The organism is Peribacillus frigoritolerans, from assembly GCF_001636405.1.
GTDB classification, from domain to species: domain Bacteria; phylum Bacillota; class Bacilli; order Bacillales; family DSM-1321; genus Peribacillus; species Peribacillus frigoritolerans.
The window spans coordinates 3,869,999-3,895,426 of sequence record NZ_KV440950.1; the positions used below are offsets into that span (position 1 = coordinate 3,869,999).

Annotated in this window: 21 protein-coding genes and 4 pseudogenes; 10 read left to right on the plus strand and 15 right to left on the minus strand. The window is 35.9% G+C overall.

All coding sequences use genetic code 11. The features are described from left to right. The first annotated feature begins 161 nt into the window (after positions 1-161). Complete coding sequence (locus A6755_RS18270; RefSeq protein WP_063591599.1) at positions 162-1,253, plus strand: GerAB/ArcD/ProY family transporter; 1,092 nt, start codon at positions 162-164, stop codon at positions 1,251-1,253. Positions 1,254-1,634: 381 nt separating this feature from the next. Here the strand turns inward: A6755_RS18270 and A6755_RS26320 are convergent. The 4 genes and pseudogenes from A6755_RS26320 to A6755_RS18285 all read right to left on the minus strand — a co-directional run. Continuing rightward, positions 1,635-1,933, minus strand: a pseudogene (locus A6755_RS26320) (transposase); the annotation flags it as partial. Positions 1,934-1,941: 8 nt separating this feature from the next. Beyond that, positions 1,942-2,115: pseudogene (locus tag A6755_RS18275) on the minus strand (type I methionyl aminopeptidase); the annotation flags it as partial. A 769-nt stretch (positions 2,116-2,884) separates the two neighbouring features. After that, positions 2,885-3,466: a TetR/AcrR family transcriptional regulator gene (locus tag A6755_RS18280; protein WP_063591601.1), complete on the minus strand. Its 582-nt coding sequence runs from the start codon at positions 3,464-3,466 to the stop codon at positions 2,885-2,887. Between the two features lie 42 nt (positions 3,467-3,508). Further along, the gene (locus A6755_RS18285) at positions 3,509-4,006 is read right to left on the minus strand and encodes an ester cyclase (protein ID WP_084737941.1); all 498 of its coding nucleotides are present in this window, start codon (positions 4,004-4,006) and stop codon (positions 3,509-3,511) included. 230 nt (positions 4,007-4,236) lie between these two features. Here A6755_RS18285 and A6755_RS18290 point away from each other — a divergent pair, with 230 nt between their 5' ends. Then, positions 4,237-5,487, plus strand: a complete 1,251-nt coding sequence (locus A6755_RS18290) for an MFS transporter (RefSeq protein ID WP_063592602.1) — start codon at positions 4,237-4,239, stop codon at positions 5,485-5,487. A gap of 523 nt (positions 5,488-6,010) precedes the next feature. Here the strand turns inward: A6755_RS18290 and A6755_RS18295 are convergent. Further along, a complete protein-coding gene (locus A6755_RS18295; protein ID WP_034313372.1) occupies positions 6,011-6,454 on the minus strand; it encodes a MarR family winged helix-turn-helix transcriptional regulator in 444 nt (147 codons plus the stop codon). Between the two features lie 123 nt (positions 6,455-6,577). On the opposite strand from A6755_RS18295, the gene A6755_RS18300 reads away from it, so the two are divergent. Continuing rightward, the gene (locus A6755_RS18300) at positions 6,578-7,447 is read left to right on the plus strand and encodes an SDR family NAD(P)-dependent oxidoreductase (RefSeq protein ID WP_063591602.1); all 870 of its coding nucleotides are present in this window, start codon (positions 6,578-6,580) and stop codon (positions 7,445-7,447) included. 698 nt (positions 7,448-8,145) lie between these two features. On the opposite strand, the pseudogene A6755_RS26325 reads toward A6755_RS18300, so the two are convergent. Beyond that, positions 8,146-8,301: pseudogene (locus A6755_RS26325) on the minus strand (JAB domain-containing protein); the annotation flags it as partial. Positions 8,302-8,828: 527 nt separating this feature from the next. Then, complete coding sequence (locus A6755_RS18305) at positions 8,829-9,998, minus strand: serine hydrolase domain-containing protein (protein WP_063591603.1); 1,170 nt, start codon at positions 9,996-9,998, stop codon at positions 8,829-8,831. Positions 9,999-10,512: 514 nt separating this feature from the next. Here A6755_RS18305 and A6755_RS18310 point away from each other — a divergent pair. From A6755_RS18310 to A6755_RS18330, 4 genes are all read left to right on the plus strand, one after another. Continuing rightward, positions 10,513-11,103: a TetR/AcrR family transcriptional regulator gene (locus A6755_RS18310; protein WP_063591604.1), complete on the plus strand. Its 591-nt coding sequence runs from the start codon at positions 10,513-10,515 to the stop codon at positions 11,101-11,103. A 142-nt stretch (positions 11,104-11,245) separates the two neighbouring features. Then, positions 11,246-11,893 (plus strand): DJ-1/PfpI family protein, encoded by a 648-nt coding sequence (locus A6755_RS18315; RefSeq protein WP_063591605.1) that lies wholly within the window; start codon positions 11,246-11,248, stop codon positions 11,891-11,893. Between the two features lie 513 nt (positions 11,894-12,406). Then, a complete protein-coding gene (locus A6755_RS18325) occupies positions 12,407-13,024 on the plus strand; it encodes a DUF2306 domain-containing protein (RefSeq protein WP_063591607.1) in 618 nt (205 codons plus the stop codon). A 263-nt stretch (positions 13,025-13,287) separates the two neighbouring features. After that, complete coding sequence (locus A6755_RS18330) at positions 13,288-13,818, plus strand: DinB family protein (protein WP_063591608.1); 531 nt, start codon at positions 13,288-13,290, stop codon at positions 13,816-13,818. 413 nt (positions 13,819-14,231) lie between these two features. On the opposite strand, the gene A6755_RS27195 is transcribed toward A6755_RS18330, so the two are convergent. From A6755_RS27195 to A6755_RS18365, 7 genes are all read right to left on the minus strand, one after another. Continuing rightward, positions 14,232-14,369 (minus strand): hypothetical protein, encoded by a 138-nt coding sequence (locus A6755_RS27195; protein ID WP_174878745.1) that lies wholly within the window; start codon positions 14,367-14,369, stop codon positions 14,232-14,234. 622 nt (positions 14,370-14,991) lie between these two features. After that, positions 14,992-16,779 carry an L-lactate permease gene (locus tag A6755_RS18340; protein WP_343929698.1) on the minus strand — a complete coding sequence of 596 codons (1,788 nt, stop codon included), beginning with the start codon at positions 16,777-16,779 and terminating at the stop codon, positions 14,992-14,994. Between the two features lie 216 nt (positions 16,780-16,995). Then, positions 16,996-17,958 (minus strand): L-lactate dehydrogenase, encoded by a 963-nt coding sequence (locus A6755_RS18345; RefSeq protein WP_063591610.1) that lies wholly within the window; start codon positions 17,956-17,958, stop codon positions 16,996-16,998. Positions 17,959-18,305: 347 nt separating this feature from the next. After that, positions 18,306-18,722 carry a hypothetical protein gene (locus A6755_RS18350; protein ID WP_134402160.1) on the minus strand — a complete coding sequence of 139 codons (417 nt, stop codon included), beginning with the start codon at positions 18,720-18,722 and terminating at the stop codon, positions 18,306-18,308. Positions 18,723-18,752: 30 nt separating this feature from the next. Continuing rightward, entirely contained in the window at positions 18,753-19,139 is a 387-nt protein-coding gene (locus A6755_RS18355) for a nucleotidyltransferase domain-containing protein (protein ID WP_063591612.1), read from the minus strand. Positions 19,140-19,354: 215 nt separating this feature from the next. After that, positions 19,355-19,741 (minus strand): DoxX family membrane protein, encoded by a 387-nt coding sequence (locus A6755_RS18360; protein ID WP_063591613.1) that lies wholly within the window; start codon positions 19,739-19,741, stop codon positions 19,355-19,357. 590 nt (positions 19,742-20,331) lie between these two features. Then, positions 20,332-21,738, minus strand: coding sequence for an IS4 family transposase (locus A6755_RS18365; RefSeq protein WP_063591614.1), 1,407 nt, complete (start codon positions 21,736-21,738; stop codon positions 20,332-20,334). A 234-nt stretch (positions 21,739-21,972) separates the two neighbouring features. Here A6755_RS18365 and A6755_RS18370 point away from each other — a divergent pair, with 234 nt between their 5' ends. Then, entirely contained in the window at positions 21,973-22,992 is a 1,020-nt protein-coding gene (locus A6755_RS18370) for a hypothetical protein (protein WP_063591615.1), read from the plus strand. Positions 22,993-23,434: 442 nt separating this feature from the next. Here A6755_RS18370 and A6755_RS26330 read toward each other — a convergent pair. Then, positions 23,435-23,758: pseudogene (locus A6755_RS26330) on the minus strand (sporulation protein); the annotation flags it as partial. An 833-nt stretch (positions 23,759-24,591) separates the two neighbouring features. Here A6755_RS26330 and sda point away from each other — a divergent pair. Further along, entirely contained in the window at positions 24,592-24,744 is a 153-nt protein-coding gene (gene sda / locus A6755_RS18380) for a sporulation histidine kinase inhibitor Sda (protein ID WP_063591617.1), read from the plus strand. A 307-nt stretch (positions 24,745-25,051) separates the two neighbouring features. Continuing rightward, positions 25,052-25,366, plus strand: coding sequence for a hypothetical protein (locus A6755_RS18385; RefSeq protein ID WP_063591618.1), 315 nt, complete (start codon positions 25,052-25,054; stop codon positions 25,364-25,366). Positions 25,367-25,428: the final 62 nt, after the last annotated feature.

Consider the following 25,428-nt stretch of genomic DNA (forward strand, 5'->3'; position numbering starts at 1 on the left):
TTGTCTTTTGCCTTATGAAAATCGTTTCGATTAAATGTTAGCTCTCAACTTAAGGATCCATACAAAAATTCCATCCACAATTTAATCGATCTTTTTGAATAGATTTCACTTATAAAAGCCAGATTATTAAAATATATGATTGATACAAATGAGGGGCCTACATGAATCAAGCTGGTGTTAATGAAAAATATAAGGTATCGCCATTTTATGTGTTTTTTTTAGTGCATTCCATGCAAACTGGATTAGGCGTATTGAGTTTTCAAAGAGATTTGGCTAAAGCGACGGGAACCGATGGCTGGTTATCCATACTCCTAGCTGGATTGATTGTTCATATATTAATTTGGCTAATCTATAAGATATTTAGTTTTGTTCCTGGCGATATAATCTCAACTAATAATCATGCATTCGGTAAATGGATTGGTAATTTCTTCAGTCTTTTATTTATTCTTTACTTTTTTGTCCTTGGAATGACGATCATAATCGGTTATATAAATGTCATTCATGTTTGGATGTTTGAAGAGGTACCTTCTTGGGCATTTGCTTTGGTTTTCCTTATCTTGATTTATTATATAAATACAGGGGGATTCCGAACCATTACGGGTATTGCCTTCTTAACTGTAATCGTTTCATACTGGCTTTTATTTGTACCTTTTTATGGTTTTAAATACTCTGATTTCACCGGTTTTCTTCCTATTTTCCATCATAATTTATTCGAAATATTGAAAGGAACTAAAAGTTTTTCATTATCCATGCTTGGATTTGAAATGATACTGATGTATTATCCGTTCATCAAAAATGCTGAAAGATCGCAAAAGTATGCTCACGGAGGAGTTGTGCTCACTACGTTATTGAGCTTATTACTTTATTTTGTATCGATAGTCTTTTATTCACAGAAACATTTAACCCTTACTCTATACCCAACACTAACATTGACCAGTATTATTGAGTTGCCCTTTATTCAACGGTTCGAATACATAACTGTTTCTTGGTGGACCATCATTATCATACCCAATATGGTCATTCCTTTGTGGGCTGCCAGCAGGGGGGTCAAGCGCTTATTCAATGTCCAGCAAAAGTATCCCTTATGGGGAATGTCCATAATCATACTACTTGTGAATATACTTTTTTATGATATCGATTCCTTATATATATTAAATAAAATAATCAATCCCTACATCGTATGCTTCATTGTTATATATTTGCCTCTTCTTTTTGTTTTCATAAGCATTAAAAAATCGCGGAACCGGTTATGAAAAAGTTTGAAATTCCTAGTGATACTGTATTCTGCTGTTCTTATAACGAGCCCACTATCACGAATTGTCCCCATCAGATAAATATCAATTCCTTCACCAAATAAGTTCGGGCTAGGAAAACAAAAGGAAGACCACTTATTGTGGTCTTCCTTTTGACCCTTTGGAACTAAACCAACTAATAAGAAGTAAATATCTTTCACAAAAAATTTCTTTTCCATATACTATTTTTGGGCCAAGCCAAATAATCCCCCAAAAACCTTTTGGAAGGATTTTTCTCAGTATCACAAAACCGGTTATTAAATCCAGGAACAGCAATTATTAATACAGGCACGATTCTTTTGCAGGTTTTCCTTCTGATAACTTCTTATGCTGCATAGTACGGGCTTGATACTTAGATTGACGTAGTCTGCTCGAACCTCTTTTTGTAATACGATTAATGGTGCCGTAAACTTACCCGATGAGTGAACACTTGGATCCACTCCAGCGAAGGCAACCAGTTTTTTCGGATGATTAAACCGATCGATTTCACCAATTTCAGAGATAATCCTGGCTGCGATTTTTTCTCCTATACCGGGAATCGATTAGATGATCTTATGTTCTTCCATTTCATTTGACAGGGCCACTATTCGATCTTCCAAATCATGAAAAAGCAACTCAATATACATACGAAGATTGATTACGAATAACCCGCCACTTCATCATTTAGGCTGAAGCCAGGAAAATCATATTCACGTTTTGGAGCTGAAACTGCACCCGCTTTTTCTAAATGTTCCCCGGCTATATCATCAAGTTCTTTGGTCGTTATGCCCGGAATTGTTCTTTGTACCAATTCATCTCTAATTGAGGCAATTATTTTTTCCATTATTTATTTGGTACAATACCCCTCAGCTGAATTTTTCTTCGATCAAGAAAAAGACCACAAAAAGGATCTGATACATATGACTATACTATTAATTGGATTTAACTTCCAATTTTTTTGGAGTTAACCCCCCCGATAGTTGCATAACAAAAAGCTGCCTTAAAGATAGCTCTGATTTTTAGCTACGCACCTGTTAGCCTTCCATGAATCGCAAAAATCGGCGATTCACAAAGAATGAAAAGGATTAGGAAGTATCAATACTGATACTGACCTTAATCCAGTCAACCATAATCCATAGACTAATTAATTAACGCTCTTCTCTTTTTTTAAACGATTGAGCAGGGTCTTCTTTAGTATTATCATTTTTCATTTTTAAAGAAACTTATTTTCATGGTAGTTCATTAAGAAAAGCAATTCTTATTAAAGAATCGCGCCCTTTAATTGAAGAATACTTTACTAATACTAGTTAGTATTACTGTTAACTAATTGCAAAAATATCAGGTGAAAACTCAATGGTATCGTTGCTTTAAATAAAGTTTCATCAAATTGATACTCATAACCTTGATAAACGAAGAAAAAGCGTGTTTTGAAAAAAGATTGATCAAAATACGCTTTTAATATAATAATGAATCATTCTATTATTAAAAAAACTTGCCGGAACTGGTTAATAAAAATTAGCATTACAGCTGCAATCGATTTAATAGATTGGGTTTTATCCCCCCCTATATTCACAGAGACTGACATGATTGATAAAACTGGAATTTTGATAAATTTATTTTAATAATGATAATATCATCGCTACAGAATTTTCTACAAATGAACGCTCTGGACGAGATTTCATCAACACGGTAAGTCCGATTAATGATACGACTAGTGTCTGTGCTAAAACTTTAGCATTAAGGCTGCTTTCGAGCTCACCTGAGCGAATACCTCGGACAATCGTTTCTTGAAATATGATAGAAAGATACATCTGATGCTCCCTTGTAAGGATTTCAAATTTTTCATCGTGAGGGGCAAGTTCCACCATTGTATTAATGCAAAAACATCCCTTGTTCGGACTTTCTTTATATTCCTCTTCCACCAAATCTTCAAAAAATGTTTGAAATGCTTCCTTTACAGATAGATTGTTTTGAAGTTTTTTTCGAATATGGGAAGCATGTAGCTTTGTATATTTGCGTAATGCAGCCTCAAACAATTTCTCTTTGTCTCCAAAAGCTGAGTATAAGCTTGGTCGTTGTATCCCCATTTTGGCAGTCAAATCGCTTAGCGAAGTAGCTTTGTACCCCTTCTCCCAAAAAAGCAACATAGCATCATCCAACGCTTTTTCCTCATCAAATTCACGTTGTCGAACCATAATAAATCCCTCATTTCAAAATAAAATTTCTTCACTAGATAATTAATCTTGTTCTTGATTCTTTTTTATTTGCTCAATGATTCCGAATCTGTCCACTTGAATCCAGTATTCCACTATTTTTCGATCCTCTAATCGGTATACGGCACTACCTATTTCAATAACCTCTTTATTTGTAGGCAGATAACCCTCATACTCTCCAATATGCACTCCTGTCTGCTTCCATCTGACATGAACTTTTTGATTTTGAGAAATTAATTCTTGAATTTCAATTTTAAATTTCCCCCATGAATCTATCATTTCTCTTATATGATCAGCATAATTCTCAGGTGACCTTTTAATTGTCACCATGCTTTCTGAATTCACTTGATGTGCTCTTACCTCCTTCGCCATAAAAAACTTAGCTTGTTCAGGATTACAACCTGATCTGACAACTTCAAAGAAGCTTTTTATAATCTGTTCGTTTGACTGTAGGAATTTTGGAGATGGTAAATCGCCCCCAGATAATTCAGTTAATTCGTTATTCCCCGGTATTTGATTCATGGATAATTAATCCCCCTTTTAATTACCAATCGGTATATTATGATTTTATTTAATTAAAGTCCTATTGTCAAATTGTGATGATTCTTTCAAGGACAGCATTCAAATAACTGCTAACTTACTTGACATCAAAACGTTTTGTTGGTTATCCTTAAAAGGAATTATTTTATACCAATCGGTATATTATACTGTTGAGTACAAAAAGGGGGATGTGAGTAATGGTAAAGGTAAAGATGAAGGTTAAAGAAAAAACATCAATTGAAGATCATGATACGAAAACGGTTCAGTTACAAATAGTATCCGGATCAACCATGACTCGCTATATGGCACTATTGTTTGCAACAGCCTGTGGGATGGCTGTTGCAAACATATACTATGCACAACCGTTGCTAGACTCTCTGGCGACCGAGTTCGGTATCGCCCATTCATCCATCGGCATTGTCATTACCATTACTCAGCTTTGTTACGCGCTAGGACTGCTACTGCTAGTACCGCTCGGGGATCTACTGAATCGACGTCGGCTAATCATCGGTCAGATGCTTTTATCCGTGTTGTCTCTGATTGTGGTTGGGATCGCCCCCATCATCACAGTGCTGTTCACGGGGTTAGCTGCGGTCGGACTGCTTGCTGTGGTGACACAGGTACTCGTAGCGTTCGCATCGACTTTGGCTGCCCCAGCCGAGCGTGGACGTATAGTCGGCTTGGTGCAAAGTGGAGTCGTGATCGGCATTCTGCTCGCACGAACATTCGCTGGTGTACTAACCGATCTCGCCGGTTGGCGTTCGGTCTATCTAGTTTCTGCCGCCATGATGCTCATCATGACTGGCGTGTTGTTCCGAGTACTCCCGCGTGATGAAAGCGCAAGAGAGTCACTATCCTATCCGCAGCTGCTTCGTTCGGTGCTCACTTTGTTCATGCAAGAACGAATCCTACGCATCCGCGGAGTACTGGCTCTGCTGATTTTTACCGCGTTTAGTACATTGTGGACTTCGTTGGTGCTTCCTCTCAGTGCTCCACCATACTCTCTTTCACATACCGCTATTGGAGCGTTTGGTCTTGCTGGAGTTGCCGGAGCATTAGCTGCTGCTCGTGCTGGGGGTCTGGCTGATCGAGGTTTAGGGCAGCGAACAACCTGCATAGCCCTAGTTTTATTGCTAGCATCATGGTTCCTAATCAGTTTTACCGAACACTCACTGATCGCATTAGTTATTGGCGTTATCTTTCTTGACCTCGCTGTGCAAGCCGTACATGTCACCAATCAGAGTATGATTTTCACAGTGCGTCCTGAGGCGAGAAGCCGACTTACTGCTGCTTACATGATTTTTTATTCCATCGGCAGTGCCATGGGTTCAATTGTTTCAACCAATATATACGCAAACTACGGATGGATCGGAGTATGTCTATTTGGTGCCTCTGTCAGCGCTTTGGCCCTTTTGTATTGGGTAATAACCTACCGTCTAACGGAGCAGATTAGAGAAAAATAATACCGATTTTTATGTTGGTTTGAAATTTTTCAAGTCCTAAAATCATACAAAGTTACAAAAAGGGGTGATACATATTAGCCATGTTTAATATGTATCACCCCTTTTACTTCTTGTTCAACAAACGCACGCTTATATACAGAGTTTTTTCAAAGCAGTGCAGCTTTATTTCAAATATACACTTATTCGATTAACTGGCCCAATTGTTGAACAAAGATCAAACAGTACTCTTAAACTAAATTGCCCATAAAGAAAAAGCTGCCTTAAAACAGCTCTGCTCTTCAGCTAACCCAGCTGTTAGCTTAACAATTATTCTTTATCCTGGTGCATCAAATTCAAATCTGGATTGAGCTGCAATTGTAATACAATTTTTCACTGCAAAAATCTAAATTAGTCTCTCTAAACTCTTTTGGACTTTCAACGTAGGAATAGTGGATACTATCTAACACACTAACACACGTGCTTTTCAGATTTAGTCATATGTTCAATAGTAGACTCTTATTTCCAAATAGAATTATCAACTGTGTTATATCGTTAGATTTTTTAGCATTTCAATATATGCCTTCAATTCTGAATCCGTTAATCCTGAAATACGTTCGAAAAAAATAGATTCTTTTTCTTTTAAAGCTTTTATTGTTTTGTCATGACCAAGCTCGGTTAAAGATAACATTACCCCTCGACGATCTTTAGGGTGGGGTTCACTCTTTACATATCCCAGACCTTTTAATTGCCCTATAAGTCTACTGATAGAGCTACGGTCCATTGCTGTTGATTCAGCTAAAGTCGATGCGTTAGTAGGACCATGTGAAAATAACCAGCGAACAATCAAAAAGGCTGCTGGCTGCAAAGTTGTATCAAATGTAGCTGCAGTTCTGACATTAAGTGCATGTGCCTCACTAATCAACGAATTGAGCTGTTCACCAAGAGCTAACTCCAGTTCTTCTCTCAAATCAGAATTATTAATATCCATAGTTCTCCCTTCTCAACTCAACTAAATGTATTTGACATATATCAAATACTTGAATATGATTGATATATGTCAAATATATTTAATTGTTAATACTATGTCAAGTTTATAGAAGGAGAATGTATAATGCCCGAGTATCCAATAATTGTAATGACCGGTGCTACCAGTGGTATTGGTCAGATTGCTGCAATTGAAATCGCAAAACGTGGTGCACATTTAGTGCTGACTGCTCGTAACAAAGAACGGGCTAAAGCAACAGAGAAATTAATTAGAGAAGCTTCACCAAATACGGAGGTTGATTTCTATTTTGGTGATTTATCGTTAATGCATGATGTTCGCCGTATAGGACTTGAGATAAAACAAAACTATTCAAAAATTGATGTACTCATCCACAATGCTGGGCTTCATGGGTTCGAGCAACGTGTTACCTCTGAAGGATTTGCCGAGATGATTGCGGTAAACTATCTAACGCCTTGGCTACTAACAAATCTGTTAAAGGACTCTTTGGTAAAAGCAAAAAATGCAAAAATTATTAATGTCGCTTCGGAAGCCTCACGAAATCATGGGGAACTAAAATTACCATATGATTTGACGGACACATCTCCATTTACATTGAGGGGTTCATCTAAAATTTATGGAAGAACAAAGCTTCTAAATATCATGTTTACTGGTGAGTTAGTGCGTCAGTTTTCAGGTACTTTGGTAACTGCCAACGCTCTAAATCCTGGTTTCAATAATACTGGCCTGGGAAGAGAACTTCGTATATCTTCTGTATTGGGAAAAGTCTTAGAATTCCTTAATATCGGAGATCCAAAAAGAGGGGCTGACATCATTGTTCGTTTAGCACTTGATTCCGAATATGGGAGAGTGACAGGAGGATACTTTAATGTTGGAACTGGAGATAAAATTGATCCGATATATCCAGGAAAAGATGTTTCTATGCAGCAAAGTTTGTGGAATGATACAAAAGAATTATTGTTAGAGTATATAAAATGATTTTCTAGTGCGAAGGACTTCCGGAAGATGTTTTTTGAATAGCTTTTGGTTTTGGATCCTTTTGCTTCATTTCCTCGAAAAAAGGGTTCATTGATGATATCCCTCCTCTCCCCTCTCATTCTGTAAAAATGGAAACATACCTCAGGGTCACTTTGCCAGTTTTCCACTTTACTAACAATATAGTGGGGAAGGGGTCACTTTATAACCGGGGAATGTATATGCTTCCTTTACCATGGCGATACTATTTAGCAAGAATATTAAATTGCGAGGGATATATATGATGAAAAAGAACACAAAGGATACGGAGATAAAGAAACAGTTTACGAAACTAATGGAACAGGCGGATAAAAAGGCTGGCGGAAAAATTGTAAAGGTAAAGATAAAGTAAGATGGAAGCAAAGGATAACATTCTGACTTATATTACGAGCGTATAATATTTGCTCAGCAACTTGTTCCTTCTACCGAAGGCGCTACTGTAAGTTTTTAGAGGGAGCATCAAGCAACCGTCAAGCAGGCTCGATGCCTGCTGCTCTAAATCGAGAAAAAACGGATTTTTTTCTTCATGCTTGAACGCACCAGCTGACGATCCAGCCGGTGTGCCTCCTTTTATTGGTTATTTCCTTCAATGCTTTCCAAAAGCACTAAGTCCCTAGAAAACAAAGGGACAATCATTCCCCTCTTGCTCGTCTTTTTTCTTATTATAAATACCCCTTTTCTTTTAAGCTAACATACTTATCCGTATGGGAAACAATCAAATGGTCTAAAACTTCAATCCCAATAATTTTCCCTGCTTCCGCCAATCGCTTTGTGACTTCAATGTTTTCCATACTCGGGGTTGGGTCACCCGATGGGTGGAAAAGGACATGTTTCTCCTTGGTAAGTTCGGTTATACCTTACTTATCCATTTTTTGATTGTATTTAAAATAAAGTTTGATCAAATTGATATTTAAAAATCGTGGTAAACGAAAAGAAAGAGCGTGTTTTTAGATTGATCAAAACACGCTCTAATGATTCTTTTATAAAATTGTTTGATCATTTTCCATACTTCTTAATGAAATAACGCACCCGTTAGTTTAAGTACAATCTTTCACAAATTGATATCTATCCTTGGATTTTACTACATCAAAAAGGTTCTAGAACCTTTTTGTTGTATTTACCTTTTAAATCCACCTTCTGAATGAATAATCTAACTTGTAATCCAATCTGCTTCATCGCTCATTAGAAATTTAATAGTTCTTGCAAAAATGCATTAACCGTTATTTGAGAAGGAGTTAACTTTTTCTTGCTTAATAGCTAACTGTTTTTAAAAGCCAGTGGGTCTTTTGAACCGTAAAGATGTATTTTTAAATATAAAAACTATGACAAAATTTTCCTTTTTTGCCTACTTGCTAAATTCAGCAAGTAAAATATTTTTAAAAGGATCAGGACTGTTATCTCTACCCAAACTGTTCAAACTGATGACCAACGTATGCTTGCCTCCAATTGTACCTCCAGCAAGAGTAGAAAAACCTAGAATGCCACCTGTGTGTCCCCATATCGAGGCACCGTTTGGAAGCTTAGTTTCAAAGATTCCAAGACCATATCCATCAATTCCTGCTATTCCTGTAGGAACTGTAGTAAGCATTTGTTTTAGTTGCTGTTCCTTCAGTAATTTGCCACGGAGCAAGGAAGAGAAGAATTTATTTAAATCGTCAGCAGTAGAAATCATATCTCCAGCCGAGCTACCTACACTTGGGTTATAATAAGTAACGTCTTTTATCTCACTTGCTTCGTCTGGTTGGGAATAACCCCGGGCATGCTTGGTGCCTGGAATAACGCCTGAATTGCCAGGCAGGAATGTATCAGACAATTCAAGCGGTTCAATAATCCGATTTTCAATCTCTTCCGCGTAGCTGTTTCCTGTTACTTTTTCAATAAGAATACCCAGTAATACGTATCCTGTGTTTGAATAAGACCAGCCCTTTCCTGGGACAAAGTCTGGGGGCAGAGAAATCCCTATCTTCACTAGTTCTTCAGTCGTATAAGATTTTTTTGTATCCATAAGATCAACATCTTTTGACCTTGTGTAATCAGCGATACCACTTGAATGGTTCAATATCTGCCGGATGGTAATCTGTTTACCATTGTATCCGTTTCCTTGAATGACACCAGGCAACCATTTTTCGATGGAGTCGTCTAGATTCAATCGGTTCTCTCCAGCTAATTGAAGTACAACCGTTGCGGTGAACGTCTTCGTCACGCTGCCAATGCGAAAGCGAAAATCTGTTTTCATTGGTTTCTTGGTGCTCAGATTCTCTACCCCAGCGGCATACCCCCACGTTTTTCCATCCTCGGAAGTTTTAGCAAGTATCCCCGGGTATCCAAGTTGCAATGTATCCCGCATTGCTTGCTTGACAGAATTATGGCCTCGTTGAGTGCTTGTTTGTAACGTACTGGATACATTTTGAGTGGGCTCTACTTTTGTAATTGAGGTTGGCGATGTGTATAGCAGGGAACTTCCAGTTATTAACAGAGCCAGACTTGCAAATGTAATTTGACTACGTTTTTTCATAAGGTATTCCCTCTCCTCTATTAATATAGTATAGGTGGGTTGCTTGTTGTTCCATATGAATCACACAACTATACTTTGCATAAAATAACTATCCTCGTCTTCGTCTGCTTCGTCTTGATACTCATCATTCTCATATTGATTTTCAATGTGCTTTTTTATAAGGAATTGTTCCATTTCTTCTATATGATTTAAAGTTACCTCATTTTACCATAAAAACCCAATAATTAGATTTAAATATCATTTTTCTATTCTCATGGTTTAGTATTTATTGCACAGTTCGAATACAATATGCTTGATGAACTATCCTGCCCTTATAGTTCCATAAGAAAAAAGAGCTGCTGATCACCTCCTGGTAATGAAGTAAAGCACCTTTTAGTTCATTAAGAAAAGCGAAACTTCTTCAAGACCCGATTGCTTAAGATCATTTATTAAAGGAGAACTACTAGTTTAGTTTTTAAATTTTTTGAGTTATAATATTAATCGTTATATAGAGGAAATCGGAGGAAACAACAAAATGAGTAAGAATGATGAAGTACGCGATCAAATTATAATAACTGCTTTACGCCTTTTTAATACAAAAGGATTTAGCCAAACTTCCATTCAGGATATTATGGAAGCATCTTCTTTACCAAAAGGAGCTATTTACCGTAGATTTCCTAACAAAGAGGCAATTGCTCTTGCTACTTTTGAAAAAGCAGGAGAAATAATTTGGAACCATATGGTTCAAGCAAGTGAACAAGCGAATACGGCTACTGATAAAATAATAGCAATATCATACATTTACCAAGATGCTGTCAATAATCCTCCTATTGAAGGCGGTTGCCCCTTACTAAATACTGCGATTGAAGCCGATAATACCTACCCAGAGCTTCAAAAGGTTGCTTCTGAAAGTTACACCCAAACACTTCTGTTTTTACAATCAATTATTGAGGATGGAATGCGTAATAACGAATTCCGTAAAGATATAAACTCCCTTTCCCTGGCTTCATTTCTTATGTCTTCTATGGAAGGCGCAATAATGGCCAGTCGTTTATCATTTAATAATGACCATATTTTTTATTGCATTGAACAAATTAAAGCTTTATTGAATTACTATTCTTATTGAAAAACCCCCACTTCTAAGTTTTTTGGGGTTTTTTCATTAATAATTCACAATTTCATTATCTACAATCGAACAATATACTATATAATATTACTATCGGACCGGACGGTTCGGTCCTAAACTAAAGACAGGATGTGTATGTAATATGAAATTTCAAATTGTGTTATTTGATGGATTTGATTTAATGGATGCAATTGCTCCTTTTGAGGTTTTTGCAGCTGCAGCAATTCTTTCACCTGAAAATGTAATAGTAGAGTTGGTAACAGCTGAAGGGAAAAGACTAGTCAAAAGTGGCGTTAATGACGTTGGAATTGAAGCTACAGGAGTAATTGATCCGAACGCTGAAGGTGTTATTTTAGTTCCGGGTGGGGCTGGAGATATGTATGGTGATGGTCCCAATTCGATAGTAACCAAATTAAAGAAAGCTTCTGAAACGAATCTGGAAACTTTGTTACAAAAAGCAGCACAAAACCCTAATATTACCTTAACCACAGTATGCGGAGGTTCTACCCTTTTAGGGATGATGGGACTATTAAATGGCCGACATGCTGTTACACATCACATGGGGATGGATGCATTGCCGGCTATGGGGGCTAGGCCAGTATATGCTCGCATAGTAGATGATGGAAACTTAGTATCCAGTGGTGGTGTAACTTCAGGTATAGATATTGCCATTTACACAATTGAACAAAAGCTTGGCCCAAAAATTGCTCACTATCTCGAGAAGGTATTTGAGTTTGAACGAAGAGGAACAGTTTGGTCAAATAAAGGTCAAGAACCTCGTTTCAATTAAAATAAAGAGGTCCTTTTCTTTTAATTATTTACCTGTATTAAAACGAAAGGAATAAACTTATGTATCATCTATTATTACTTGTTCATGTAATTAGTGCGGTACTTCTTGGGAGTTACCTTACATTACCTTGGCAAATAAAAAAAATGCTAACTATTCCAAGAGACAACCTGGTACTTTGCATTAATTTTATTCAATCGTATATACGAGCAGGGCATTATTCACTCCTCCTCCTACTAGTATCTGGAGGCTTAATGATCGTCATAAATTCTGCTTTCCCCTCAATAATTTGGGTAGTAGTATCCTTCACCACTTTACTTTTTATTGGTGCTTTTATGGGCATAATTAAAAAAAAACTTAGACAATTAAAGGATTCAGAAAAAACAGAGGATCTTTTGAAGAGGAATTTTAAAGTTTTAAGCATGTTTAGTTGGGCATTATTCGTTTGCATAATCTTTGCACTCATAATAATGACTAATCCTTCTATACTGTTATAAAACTGAGGAGGATAGGTATATGAAGCAACGCAAATTCCTAATTACGATATTATCAATTATTTCAGTAATGTGGGTAATGCATACACTATCTAAGAATTTTGTAGTTGATCCAAGTTTTCAGGGATTCCTATCAAAAAAAGATGAACTTCTTTCTAATCAAATGCTATGGGTATTGATGATACGAGTCCATATTATTCTTGCGATAATTGCACTCCTTACAGGACCTCTCGGAATAATTAAACGATTACGTTTGAAATCCTTAACATTTCATCGATGCAATGGTCGAATTTATGTTTCATCTATTGTGTTAAACTTTATTCCCGGTTTATACGCTTCGTTCTTTGCGACAGGTGGCTGGCCAAGTACAATAGGGTTTCTTATCTTAAATACACTATGGCTTTTAACAACAATATTCGGTTATATATATATAAAAAGAAAAGATGTCTTACGGCATAGTCAATGGATCACCCGAAGTTTCTTTCTATCCTTTGCCAATATGATTATTTATATCATTGTCGCAATTACACATAATGGATTAGATTTTCCCTATGGACTTTCATATACGATTGCTGTATGGCTTTGCTGGATTTTCAATTTAGCAATAGCAGAAATTGTTATTAGAAAAAAATACTTATAATTAAATAATTACGAACCTTTTTGAAACATTAAGGTTAGCAATTTCTATCTTTTTGATTTCTTATCTTCTTGGTTAGATTAATTTAACGTGTATCATAGAAACCTGACCCTATTAAAAGGCACTTTCTTTATGAGAGGAATGCGCCCGTTTGTTGATAAGGATATTTTCCCATGACAGTTTTACATGAAATTTAGTTATCGTTAGTCAACATATCTATAAAGATGAGTCAAAATGAAGATATAACTAGTATGGAGGCGGTTATAATGCTTAAACGTCCGAAAACGAATGAATACCATCCGTTTTTCGAGAGCTACATAAGACTTGTTCCTGACGAAGGATTACTTGATATTCTAAAGAAGCAACAAGAGACAACTATTAATTTACTAAGAGGTATATCTAGTGAACAAGCAGCGTACCAATACGAAGCGAAAAAATGGAATTTGAAAGAAGTACTCGGACACATGACAGATGCTGAACGCGTACTGAGTTCTCATGTTCTTGTAGTTGCCCGTGGAGATACTCCTTCATTTACCCCATTTGATAAAGATTTATATATGACTAATGCAGATTTCAGCCGACTTGATTTCCTAGACATACTTTCAGATTTTTCGATTGTACGACAATGCACCTCTTCATTGATCGCCTGTCTTTCCAATGATGCATGGATACGAAAGGGAACAGTTTTAAATCATCCAACTACTGTACGTGCACTGGCATACATAATTGCCGGTCATGAACTACATCATCTAGCAATTATCAAGGAAAGATATTTACTAAAATACAGCATAGATTAAGATTCAAATGAAAAAAGGAAGTCATTTTGATTTCCTTTTTTCATTTTGCACAAGGCATATCCGAAAAATTCACTTGGTTGAGTAATCTTTTTCATTACCCTAAAACTAATGATATCAAAATCCTTTGTCTTGGTGGCATCATTGTGTTAATGATCTTTTATTTATCTGGGTCATATTATTGCAGAGGTGAAAAAGTGGATAATTTCAGGGGTGTTAATTAGTTAAAGTCTCCGTTTAAAGACTTTAGTGATTAATTAAAAAAGCCAGATTTCTCTAGATAATATAGAGATATATCAGGCTTTTAATAATGAAAATATCTTAATGTTGTAAATCTGCTTTTTCATAAATGTACCCTTGAATTAGCTACTGAAGGAATTGGTTTAAACGCATTTATCCCGGTGATTGCTTTTATCTTAATACTCTATTTCATCGTAATCTTTAGGCTGATGGACCGGCTGCCCGTTTTCGCTTTTAGAAATATCATTAATTGTTTGCAGCTCCTCTTGTCTTTCTTCAGTATTCTTTTCATTTTGCTTTACTTGCTTTTTCATGGTGATTCCCCCCTTCCAATGGTTCTAAAAATTAATATGCACTATCAAAGGTTTCAGCATGCATCTAAGAAAAATGCAGCCAGGTCTAACTGCAAAATGATTGAATAATTTTCCCATCCTCATATTCCTTTTCACACTAGCAAGGCTTGATTTGTCAGTGAATCTCTCCGTCCGGATTTTGGGCCATTTCTCCCGTAAACCATGTAAAGGAGTATGCAAGCAGAATGAATGATGTTAACGATGGTGCATAATAACCGATACTTCAATGAGTAGAAGGATAATGCTCCTGCAAATCCAGTTAATCCAAGAGGGATGAAAATCAGTGAACCCAGGCAGCATGCAGTCGGGTAACTGCGACACTTTTTCCTTCATGATTTAAACTTCTCCATGCTGCAACAATCATGCGTTGTTGTTTCTTTTTTTGTTTCTGGATAAAGTTCAAAACTATGATGAATTTAGGTTGGAATCATTTATGATACGGTTCACCGTAAACGATTGTATTTCAATTTATTTTCAAATAAGTGAGTAGTAAGATTAATTTTTAAAAGCAACTTTTTCTTTGAAAAAGGAATCAGAGTAGTTCTCTGATTCCTTTTTACTAGTTAGTTATATAAAAGTATTACTAATAAAATAGCGATAATATAAATGTCCAAATGCACACAAAAGCTACTAACCCAAAGCTATATTTTAATGTCATTTTCGTTAAATCAGATTCTTTTCCTGTTTCACCAACGGCTGCAGCTGCTATTGCGATTGACTGTGGAGAAACAAGCTTTGCCATAACACCCCCGGCAGTGTTAGCAGAAACTAATAATGATGAGTTTGTGCCTATAATATTACCTGCAGTAGCTTGTATAGGCGCAAATAACGTATTGTTATTTACTACAGACCCAGTCATAAACACTCCAATCCATCCTAATAGTGGTGATAATAATGGGAAGATATTTCCTGTTGTAGCAACTGCTTCACCTAAAGAAGTTGTTAATCCACCATATGTCATTAACTTAGCTATACCAATAATTGCACAGATCATAATGATTGGAATCGAAAATTCTGAAACAGTTTTTTTTAGGAGAGACAGACCTTCACTGAAATTGATTGCTTTCGTCGTTACAATCGTCGTTAAAGCAGCTAATAATATCGCTGTTCCTGTTGCACCGATTAAATCAATGCCAATATTGATCGAAGATCCCGGTACTATAAATTTCAGTACAGCCGATTCAAGAATTCCTCCTTGAGAAAACAAACCTTTAAATGCAGGAAAGCTCCAAAACAATACAAATATTGTTAATAAATAAAATGGAGACCATGCCTTTACAACATCACCCATTGAATGATTTTCAAATTCATATTCTTTGCCGTTAAGTAAAAATATATGTTTAGGCTGCCACTTATTAAGAAATAATGCCAACAAACCCATTGTTAATAGTGAAGGAATAATGTCAGCTAACTCTGGTCCTACAAATATTGTAATGATCGCTTGGGCCACTGTATAAGTAATAGATGTCACCAGAATAGCCGGCAATACTTCTCTAATCCCTTTAAATCCATCCATTAACCATATTAATAAAAACGGAATGGTAAAGTTAATGATCGGCAGTGTTAAGGCAGTCATCATTGACACATTCATGGAGGTCACATTTTCCAGCCCAAATGTACCGATGATTCCAACCGGTATGCCAATTGCTCCGAATGCTCCTGAAGCACCATTTGCCACTAGACAGAGCATGGCTGCCTGTAAAGGTTTGAATCCCAATGTAACTAATAGAACGGCACAGATTGCAATCGGTACACCAAAACCTGCTGCCCCTTCAAGAAAGGCATTAAAGCAAAACCCAATAAGTAAGAGCTGAAGACGTTGGTCTTGTGAAATACCCGCAATACTTCCGCGTAAAACATCAAATTTCCCGGATTTAACAGAGATTTTATATAACCAGACGGCCATCACAATGATATAACCAATCGGCCATATCCCTTGTATCGTACCTTGTACAACACTCCCGATTGCTTCACCCAAAGGTAGCTTAAAGAGGAAAAGTACAATTAGAAGGGTTACAAATAAATTTAGAAGCGCTGCATAAATACCTCTCATTTTAAAGATCGTCAAACATAAGAGAAACAAAAGGATCGGTATAGCTGCAACTAACGCTGAAATAGCAAGATTATTAAATGGATCGATAGTTTCTACTAACATAATAACAGCTCCATTACGTAAGAATTTCTTACTTAAGAAATTAAAATACTCCCAAAATAGAGATTGAATACCTTTAAGTGTTTTAACAGAATGTGCAAACTTTTCTTTTTCGCTCTCATTTAGTGAAAGCTCCACAATATTTTTTGCACCTGTACGATTAATTACAGTTGGAGCATCAACATGAACATTACTTTGACCATATTGGCCTTCTAACAACGATCCAACTAGTAAGCATCTGGAATAAAAATGCCGATACACCTATGCTAATGATTAGTGTAAGAAGGGCTGTGATAATGCCCTTCATTTTAAATACAGTCAGACCCAATAGAAAGGAATGTGACAGGAAAGGCAGCAACCAAGGCTGATAAGTACGTGTTATTCAATGGATTATAATCTTGAATCCACATGATGCTTCCTTCTTTCTATTTAATGTTATAATTTTAATTCTTCAAAATGAGGCGCCAAAATGTCTTTTAAGACATAAGCACTGTGTTGGAATTTCTGTTGTTCTTCTTCATTGAGTTCTAATTCGACAATTTCTCGGATTCCACTACGATTAATGATTGCTGGAACACCCATGTACACATGCTTTTCACCATACTGGCCATCCAGATGAGCAGAGACAGTTAACACGCTATTTTCATTGTGGAGAATGGCTTTTGTAATTCGCACAAGTCCCATAGCGATGCCATAGTAAGTAGCACCTTTTCCTTCAATGATTTTGTAGGCTGCATCACGTACATTAATAAAAATCTCATCTAAGTCTTCTTTTTTATAGTGTTCTTGGCGTTCAATCATTTTCAAAACGGGAATACCACCCACGTCTGCAGAACTATAAACAGGTAGCTCGCTGTCACCGTGTTCTCCGATGATATAAGCATGCACATTTTTCGGTGCGACTTTAAAGTAATCACCTAGTAGGAAACGGAAACGAGCTGTATCAAGAATGGTACCAGATCCAATGACCCGTTCTTTAGGTAACCCACTATAATACGATGTTGCGTATGTTAAGATGTCAACGGGATTGGTTGCGACAAGAAAGATGCCATCAAATCCACTAGCCATGACATTCTCGACTATTGTTTTAAAAATCTTCAGATTTTTATCCACAAGGTCAAGGCGTGTTTCTCCTGGTTTTTGGTTCGCTCCTGCACAAATTACAACTAAATCCACATCTGCACAATCTTCATACTCTCCAAAGCGAATATTTGTTGGATTTGGAGCGAAAACTTTCCCATGATTTAAATCCATCACATCACCAATTGCTTTTTCTTTATTTAAATCAATCATAATCAACTCATCTACAATTCCTTGGTTCATAAGAGCAAAGGCGTAGCTTGAGCCTACAAACCCTGTTCCAATTAATGCGACACGGCTTACTTTTTCTTTTGTCATAGGTTTTTCATCCTTTCATCTCGTTAAGTTTTCAAAAGGAAAATATTGTTTGTGAAACATTTCACAAATTAATAATACATCATTTTTTTCCAATTTACAATCCATTTTCAAAAAAAATTTGTTTTTACAAAGGCTACTAAACTGATTAATTTTTCTGTAAAGCTACTCAGTTTCTATCTTTAACGCTCTCCCTTTTTTAAGACGATTGAGCGGGGTCTTCTTAAGTATTGTCATTTTTCCATTCTTAAAAAACTTATTTTCATGGTAGTTGAATAAAGAAAAAGCTGCCTTAAAGGCAGCTCCAATTTTCAGCTAACGTATCTGTTAACTTAATATTTTTCTATTCTTTATTTCTGTTCATTAAGTTTGAAAATAGAGGATAATGTTTCACCGTCTTTCCCTTCCAAAACGCCCCATACCTCCTTTTCATCCTGCACGTCTACGGAGCCAGCTTCGTTGAACCACACCTTATATTTCTGCCCTTCCTTGTTTTCTTGGTCTATAAACCAAAATACAGAATCTTCTTTACTACTTTTATCAACTGATACTGTTTTATCCCATTTTACATCTGCTATAATGTCTTCAATCTTTTTGACATTATCTTTATCCAATACAGCTCGTTTATCACTTAAACTACCGTACTCTACTATTTGATAGCCAACGTCTTTTGCCTCAGGAGAACCCGAAGTTTTAGAGGAACTTGAACATCCCCCTAACGCCACAATGATAACAAGCAAACTGAAACTCCATAATAATTCCCTCATACTAACACCTCTTTTTTCCAATTGTACCATTCATAAACAGTGTTGCAAGGCATCTTTCCTCCATACCCAATCTGGAAAACCGTTAGCGACTATATCGCCATTATCAGAATACCGAACAAATACAAAACTCACATCGAAGTTGTTTTTGAGGAAATCGGTTTGAAACTCGCCTACAGGCTTTATTTGAAAACCTGCATTAACAAGAGCCTGTACCAAGTGCTCACGATAATGTAACCAAGTAACTAAATCAATATCAGTATGTAAACGAGTAATCTTTCCAAGAAGAAAATCTATCGCCCATCCGCCTCGTAGCCACAGGTTAAAATTAAGTGATAAGCAAATTTCACTTATTTCAAGAAGTGTATTTAATTGTGATTTCCCTGTATCATTTTCTCCGGTAACATTCTTACAATCCATCCTCATACACACCCTTTATGTACTAAGATTTTAAGCATTACCTTATTCTGCATAAGGATTGCAAAATCCTTCTTCAAAAAACCTGCCCCGTTAGTTGCATATGGAAAGAGCTGCCTTAAAGACAGCTCTGACTTCAGTTAACGAACCCGTTTGTTCAATAGCGTTATTATAGAGTTGATACAAACTTGACGCAAAATGTGTAATTCAAGGAAGTATTAATGAGAAGGCTTTTTCTCCAAAATACTTTTAAAACTTTTTCTGTAACAAAACAACAAATAACTATACATGATTACAATTATTACTGCTAAAACAAGTAACGAATGATCAAGGATCAAATGAAGTAAGAAAATGTTGGCTACAATTGGACCCAATATTGCAAGTGCTAATGGGACAAATCGATTACTTAAAAGTAAAACTCCACAAACAATCTCTAAAAACTTTTCAAATATTAATAGATATTCAAATTTGAATAATGCCATCGCTTCGGGGCTAGTAGCAATAAATGGTTCAAAGTCAAAAATGACAAAATAACCGTTTAGACCTGCAATAAGGAAGATAAAACCTAAAAATATTCTGGAGAGATGTAAAAGGACTTTAATCAACCTGCACACCACCTATTTGATTTTAGTTTTAATTCTAATTTTATTATAGTTGGTTACTGCGAAGTACGATAAAACTTTTTACTAATGCAACTAACCCTCCCCTATAGTTGCATAAGAAAAAGCTGTCTTAAAGACAGCTACGATCTTCAGCTAACGCACCCGTTAGTTCATACAGGTTTGTTGGGGTGACACAAACTGTGAGGTGAAAATTAAGTTAAAAAGGACAAAAAAGATTACTCTTTCTTATCCTTTGCAAGTAAATCAATTATTCTATCAACTTTTGTTCAATGCTTTCTGATTTGCTTGGCTGTTTAGTAACGAGAGAAAGAACAAGAAAAAAACACACCAGAAAAAATCCCAAATATAAAAATAAGGAAAACTAATTGAAATATCAAATCACCAATATTCATATTAAATCCTACCTTTACTTCAATAAGGGGTTGCCGCAGCTACCCCATGCCCATCAAGCTAACAACATAAATTAATAGAGCCAAATAATATTGATTCAAAACTACCCAGTACTGGGAAATTAGGCAGTCAAAGAAACCTTTAAAAAAGCGATATTTTTTGCTAAGCAGCTTGTCTATCCTTCACGTTTGATACACAACCCCTAGAATATCATAGACAGTCATCTTCTTATACCTATGGCATTTTCGACCGTTCTTTTTGAGTAGCTGAAAAAGGCGATGAAGAATTTTCAAAAGCTGTTCTGAACCAATTGCTATTGCTTGAAACAATAACGGAAAGTAATCTTTAATCATATAAATCGCTTTGTATTCACTCAACTCCTGATTTTTCTTTTCAAGCAAAAGCTGTCGCATTTGAAACATGGTAGAAGAACAGAGGAGAATGCCAATAAGTTGGCCGTATAAATGGCACTCTAGGCGTTCTTTTTTGATTGTTTTGCATTCATCGATTTCAAAGAATGACTTCCATGTTTTAAATAAAATCTCAATCTGCAAACGCAGGGAATAGAGGGAATGGACATAATCAGTGGGAACTTCTTCTGGCGATGAATTCGTGATATAGACATTCATCCCCATCAAGTGCTTACTTTTCTCCTTCATGACAATGCCTTTCTTCTTTTCTCGTATTGCTTGGTTTATAAGGCGTGTTTGCGTTTGATCATCGGTTAAACGATGGATAATAACACGTGCTGGAAGCTTCTGATTTTGGCCAATGTATGCCTCGGGGATTTCCATCGTTTCACCAGGGGTTAGACCGGACATTATTTGTGCCATATCAAGCTTGATGTATTCTGTTTGCTTTTTTATCGTGCCATTGTTGAAGAATTCTGGCTCAGGGTTCTTGATATAAATACGTGTATTAAGCTTTAATCTCGAGATATAGTAAGCATCTTTATCATGAATGGCTTGTAAGTCTCCTAAATCAAAGTAACCAAGATCACGTAAGCATAAATCGCCTTTCTCAACAGTTTCAAGGCAAATTGTACCGTATGTTTTATCATTGTTCTTTCCTGGTCCTAGTTGTACGTTTAAAAATTGGCCACTTAATAAATCGTATTCCAATTGGATTTTCACCCCTGCAGTATTACTACTCCCTCCAGAGCCTTGATAATTTGTAGCAAAGGAATCAGGTAGCTGAAATACAGTCGCATCTAAAATCCGAATACGTTTGACAGTAGAAATCATGTCTGAAGAAAGTGATTGATTTAAACTAAGTTTTTGTGTTAACAGCGAAGTAAAGACTTCTCGGAGGAATGTGAAAGCTGCTGGATTAAAGCATTGATTCAACCCTTCAGGGCTCATTAGTACACCCGTCGAAGCATCTAAACGACTACATAATTGTGTAAGTGATGTACTAGCGACTTCTTGGCTGAGCCAAACGTAAAGGGCGATGAGTTCAGCTGCTTGATACTTACTAGATCGCTGTACAAAGCCCATCTGTTTGGCCGTTTCTTGTAGGACTAATGGAGATAGAAAGCGTTGTAATTCTTTCGCAAAAAGTGTCAGTTCACTGGAGACGATAGGATTCATAAAAAAACACCATCCTTTCTCGTAAACTTCTTACGATAAGCATAGCGTTTTTTCATTTTTGAAGGTATTGTTTAAACTTAGCTTGATGGGCATGTGACGGTACCCCTATTAGGACGAAATAACTGAGAATAACCTAGGTAATTATACATATTTTTACATTATTTTATTATAGTGGTATTTTTTGTTAGTTAACAATGATACTCTTATATTGCTATAAGAAAAGGGGGAAAACAAGTGAAGAAAAAGAGAAATATCTTTATACTAGCATTTTTATTTTTATTGATAACCGCTTTATTACCGAACGGTGCGTATGCTGACACGAATGTTATCAACTATGAGAAAGATGGTAGAGTTAAGCCTGTGAAAAATGCTGAGTTATTATCTGAAAATCAATTGGATAGTGTACTAGATGCCATTGGCTTGGAAGAAGAAAACTTGGATGATATGTCGAAGAAAGAAAAGGTCTATATGGCCAGCCAAGGCGGTAAGGTCGTTGATGAAGTTGAAGTGGAAGAGAAGTCTTATTATGTTTCACTCGATGGTACAAAAACGGAATATACTGAAGAGAATGAAGAACTCATAACGCAAAAAAAGATTGAAGATCTAAAAACCTACAATGAAGCAACAGGAGAGTCTTTAGAAATCGAGAATGTTTATCCGTCAAAAGTGAAACAAAATTTTGGAATCTCTTTAATGGCTGCTTTGCCGAAAGACGGAATTAAAACAAAAATTAAGGGCGATTTGGAGCTAACCCAACAAGTGATTTATCTTGGTTCCACTAGTACTCAGTATAAATACTCATTCGTTTCGAATGCTCATTGGAATGATACACCATTAAGCACTAAGACCGATATTTTAGGGTCCGCTTGGAGTGAGGAAGCTGTTGCTAAAGCTGACACATTTTCAGGTTTTTGGGATCAAGGAAAAGAGATTGCTGACGGCAAAGGCGGTACAACTTGGACTTTTGATGACAAAAAATTGAGTATGAAAAGCCCGAAAGCCTACGGTCAATATGTGACTGTATCATTAGGTGGCGGCGACTATCAAAATATTAATATGAGTAGAGAAGTGCGGGTGGGTAAATCCAAAAAAGGAGAACCTGCTTACGTACAAACGACTTATTTCCATACATATACCAATATTTCAGGTTTAAGTGCGTCAATCGGGCCGGTTTCTGTGGATATTCCAAGCAAGTGGTTACAATCTGGAGATGAAATCTATGTTGAATATAGTTTCACCTTCGGTAACACCTAATTTTGCTTAGAAAGGATAGTTTATGCTATCCTTTCTTTATCTTTGTTATATAAGGGGGTGCTTCTATGAATATATTCTTAGACTTTTTTGGATTTTTAACTACACCAGTATGGTGTATTATTTTATGTCTAAATTTCATTTCTATACTACAAAAAATTAAATTAAATAAGGAAGATTATACGAAGAACACTTTTTGGTTTACCTTATCTTTCACATTCCTTATCTCTATATTATTCTACTATGTAGCAGCTTATTAGTCTGAACGGTTAAAGGCCAGTTCCGACCACTAAATTGAAAAATGGCACTCAAGGGGAGTGCTTTTTTTGTGTGTTTGAACAAGTGGTAGCTTAGTAAAAAATAAAAGAGGAATAAAGTCATCAGATTTTTTTAATAAAGAGCCTTAATCTAATGTAGCAAGACTCTCATAACTTTTCTACTGAATTCACTCTACAACGAATAAAACCTTTGTACCATCGGGATAGTCACTTAATTGATGAGATACCCACGAGCCAGCACCACAATTGTCTGATGGGGTTATATACTCAATATCTGCTCCTGCTCCCCCTTCTTCACACATGGCCATTGGGTATTCATCACGATCATATCCCATTCTAGTTTGAATATTTTCCAAAGATTCATCACGATTCTCGTCTGCTCCATTTCTATCAATGGTACAAATATTGAAACTTCCATCAGCAATGGCATCTTCTATATGCTCAGCTGTCTCCGGGTACTTTTCTGACGGAAAGTTAATTACAACATTATAACTTTCCTCAGATAAACACTCCTTTACTTTGATATTAAATTAAAACGATAGACGTAAAATTATGCTATCGTTTTTTGGAATCAATTATCTCGAAAGAGTTTGAGAGCGTTTCTTATCTTTGTCGTTATTCTGCTCTTGTTCTTTAATTTTTCTAGCTATTTCTTAAACACCCTTCACTGAAAAGACTTTAGGTGATTGTACCTTATCGACTTGTTTTTCTTTAGTTAAGTTATTTGCAACTGTTCTCACTTCACCCATATCAATTTTTACTTTTGGGGGTACCATGCCCATCAAGCTAAGAAAATAGGTCCCCCCCCCCAAAAAAACGATAAATTGAGCTTATAAGTTACAAGAAAGTCCAAAATTTCATTCTGGGGGTACTACAAAACTTTAACTTGATGGCAATGCGCAGCAACCCCTTATTGAAGTAAATCCCCTTTAGTTGGATAAGATAAGCTACGACAATGAAAGCTACGATCTTCAAAAATAAACCACTTAATTGAAAACCGTCTATTAAATAAATTATTATTTTAATCGGTGATTTTTAACTTTTATGTTAATGATTAGCATTATGTAAACCAGGAAATCTAAAAATATTGTGTTTTATGATGTCGGTATATGTTGTTTTATGTAGATTGAAATATAGAATAAATATGAACCCTATTTGTTACAAAAAAGTTCACTCTATATTTTCAATTGGAGACTCCCTTCGTTAATTATTAATTACCATAATTTGTCTCACTTGAGTTATTATATTATTATTTATCACTTAATATTAAATACATTTTATTGTATGTTTAAACGTGGTTTTAAAGAAATAGAAGAGGGAAGATATGAAAAAATTAAATGATCAACTATTGATAGACTCATACCTTAAAGCAATTGAATTAGACTTAGAAAAAAAATTCATCCTCGTTCTAGAAGAGGAATTGAAGAGAAGAGGTCTACCCCTACCCCTTATCGATCAAAAAGATAGGAGAAACTAATTAGTATATGCTTGAAACAGTAATTTTTTGCTTTGTTTTTTAACCCATACTATAATTCTTGTTCCTTATAAGTCAATTCTCTGTATAAGACTCGTACAAGCTGTAAAACTAATTAACTCTCTAAGATTAACCTTTTAGTGTCAAAAATATTGACTCAAATCGACTTTTAGAATTAATTAAATCTCTTACTTTAATTTCGACATGAACTTTCATTTGTCCTTTATGAACTAAACTGTAAACGGATTGATACGCAAATAGCATTGTTGTAGGAGACTTCTAATTAATATTCTTTAAGGAGTGATGAAAGATGATAAGCGTAACAGTAGATAAGTTAAAGTTCAAGAAACAATTATCAGTGAATGAACAAATCACACTGAAAGATTTTCTGTATACCTGGGTAGGTAGCTCAAGTAAGGGATTTGACGATTTTTTTCACCTTGAGTACACAGTAGATGTATTTGCCAAAATGGAAAAAACGACGAATGACACCGATTTGTTGATTTCGGATGATGATTATTTCAGATACATAACATTGACGGAAGATAATCAAATTGTGATAGGTGTTTTAAATATGTATTCAGAATTAAAACATAGAATAATTTCACTAGATAAGATTAAATAATTCTTCGTTTTCTTTAATTCATACAAAATGAGGCAGCGTGGTACACTGTCTTTTTTTATTTG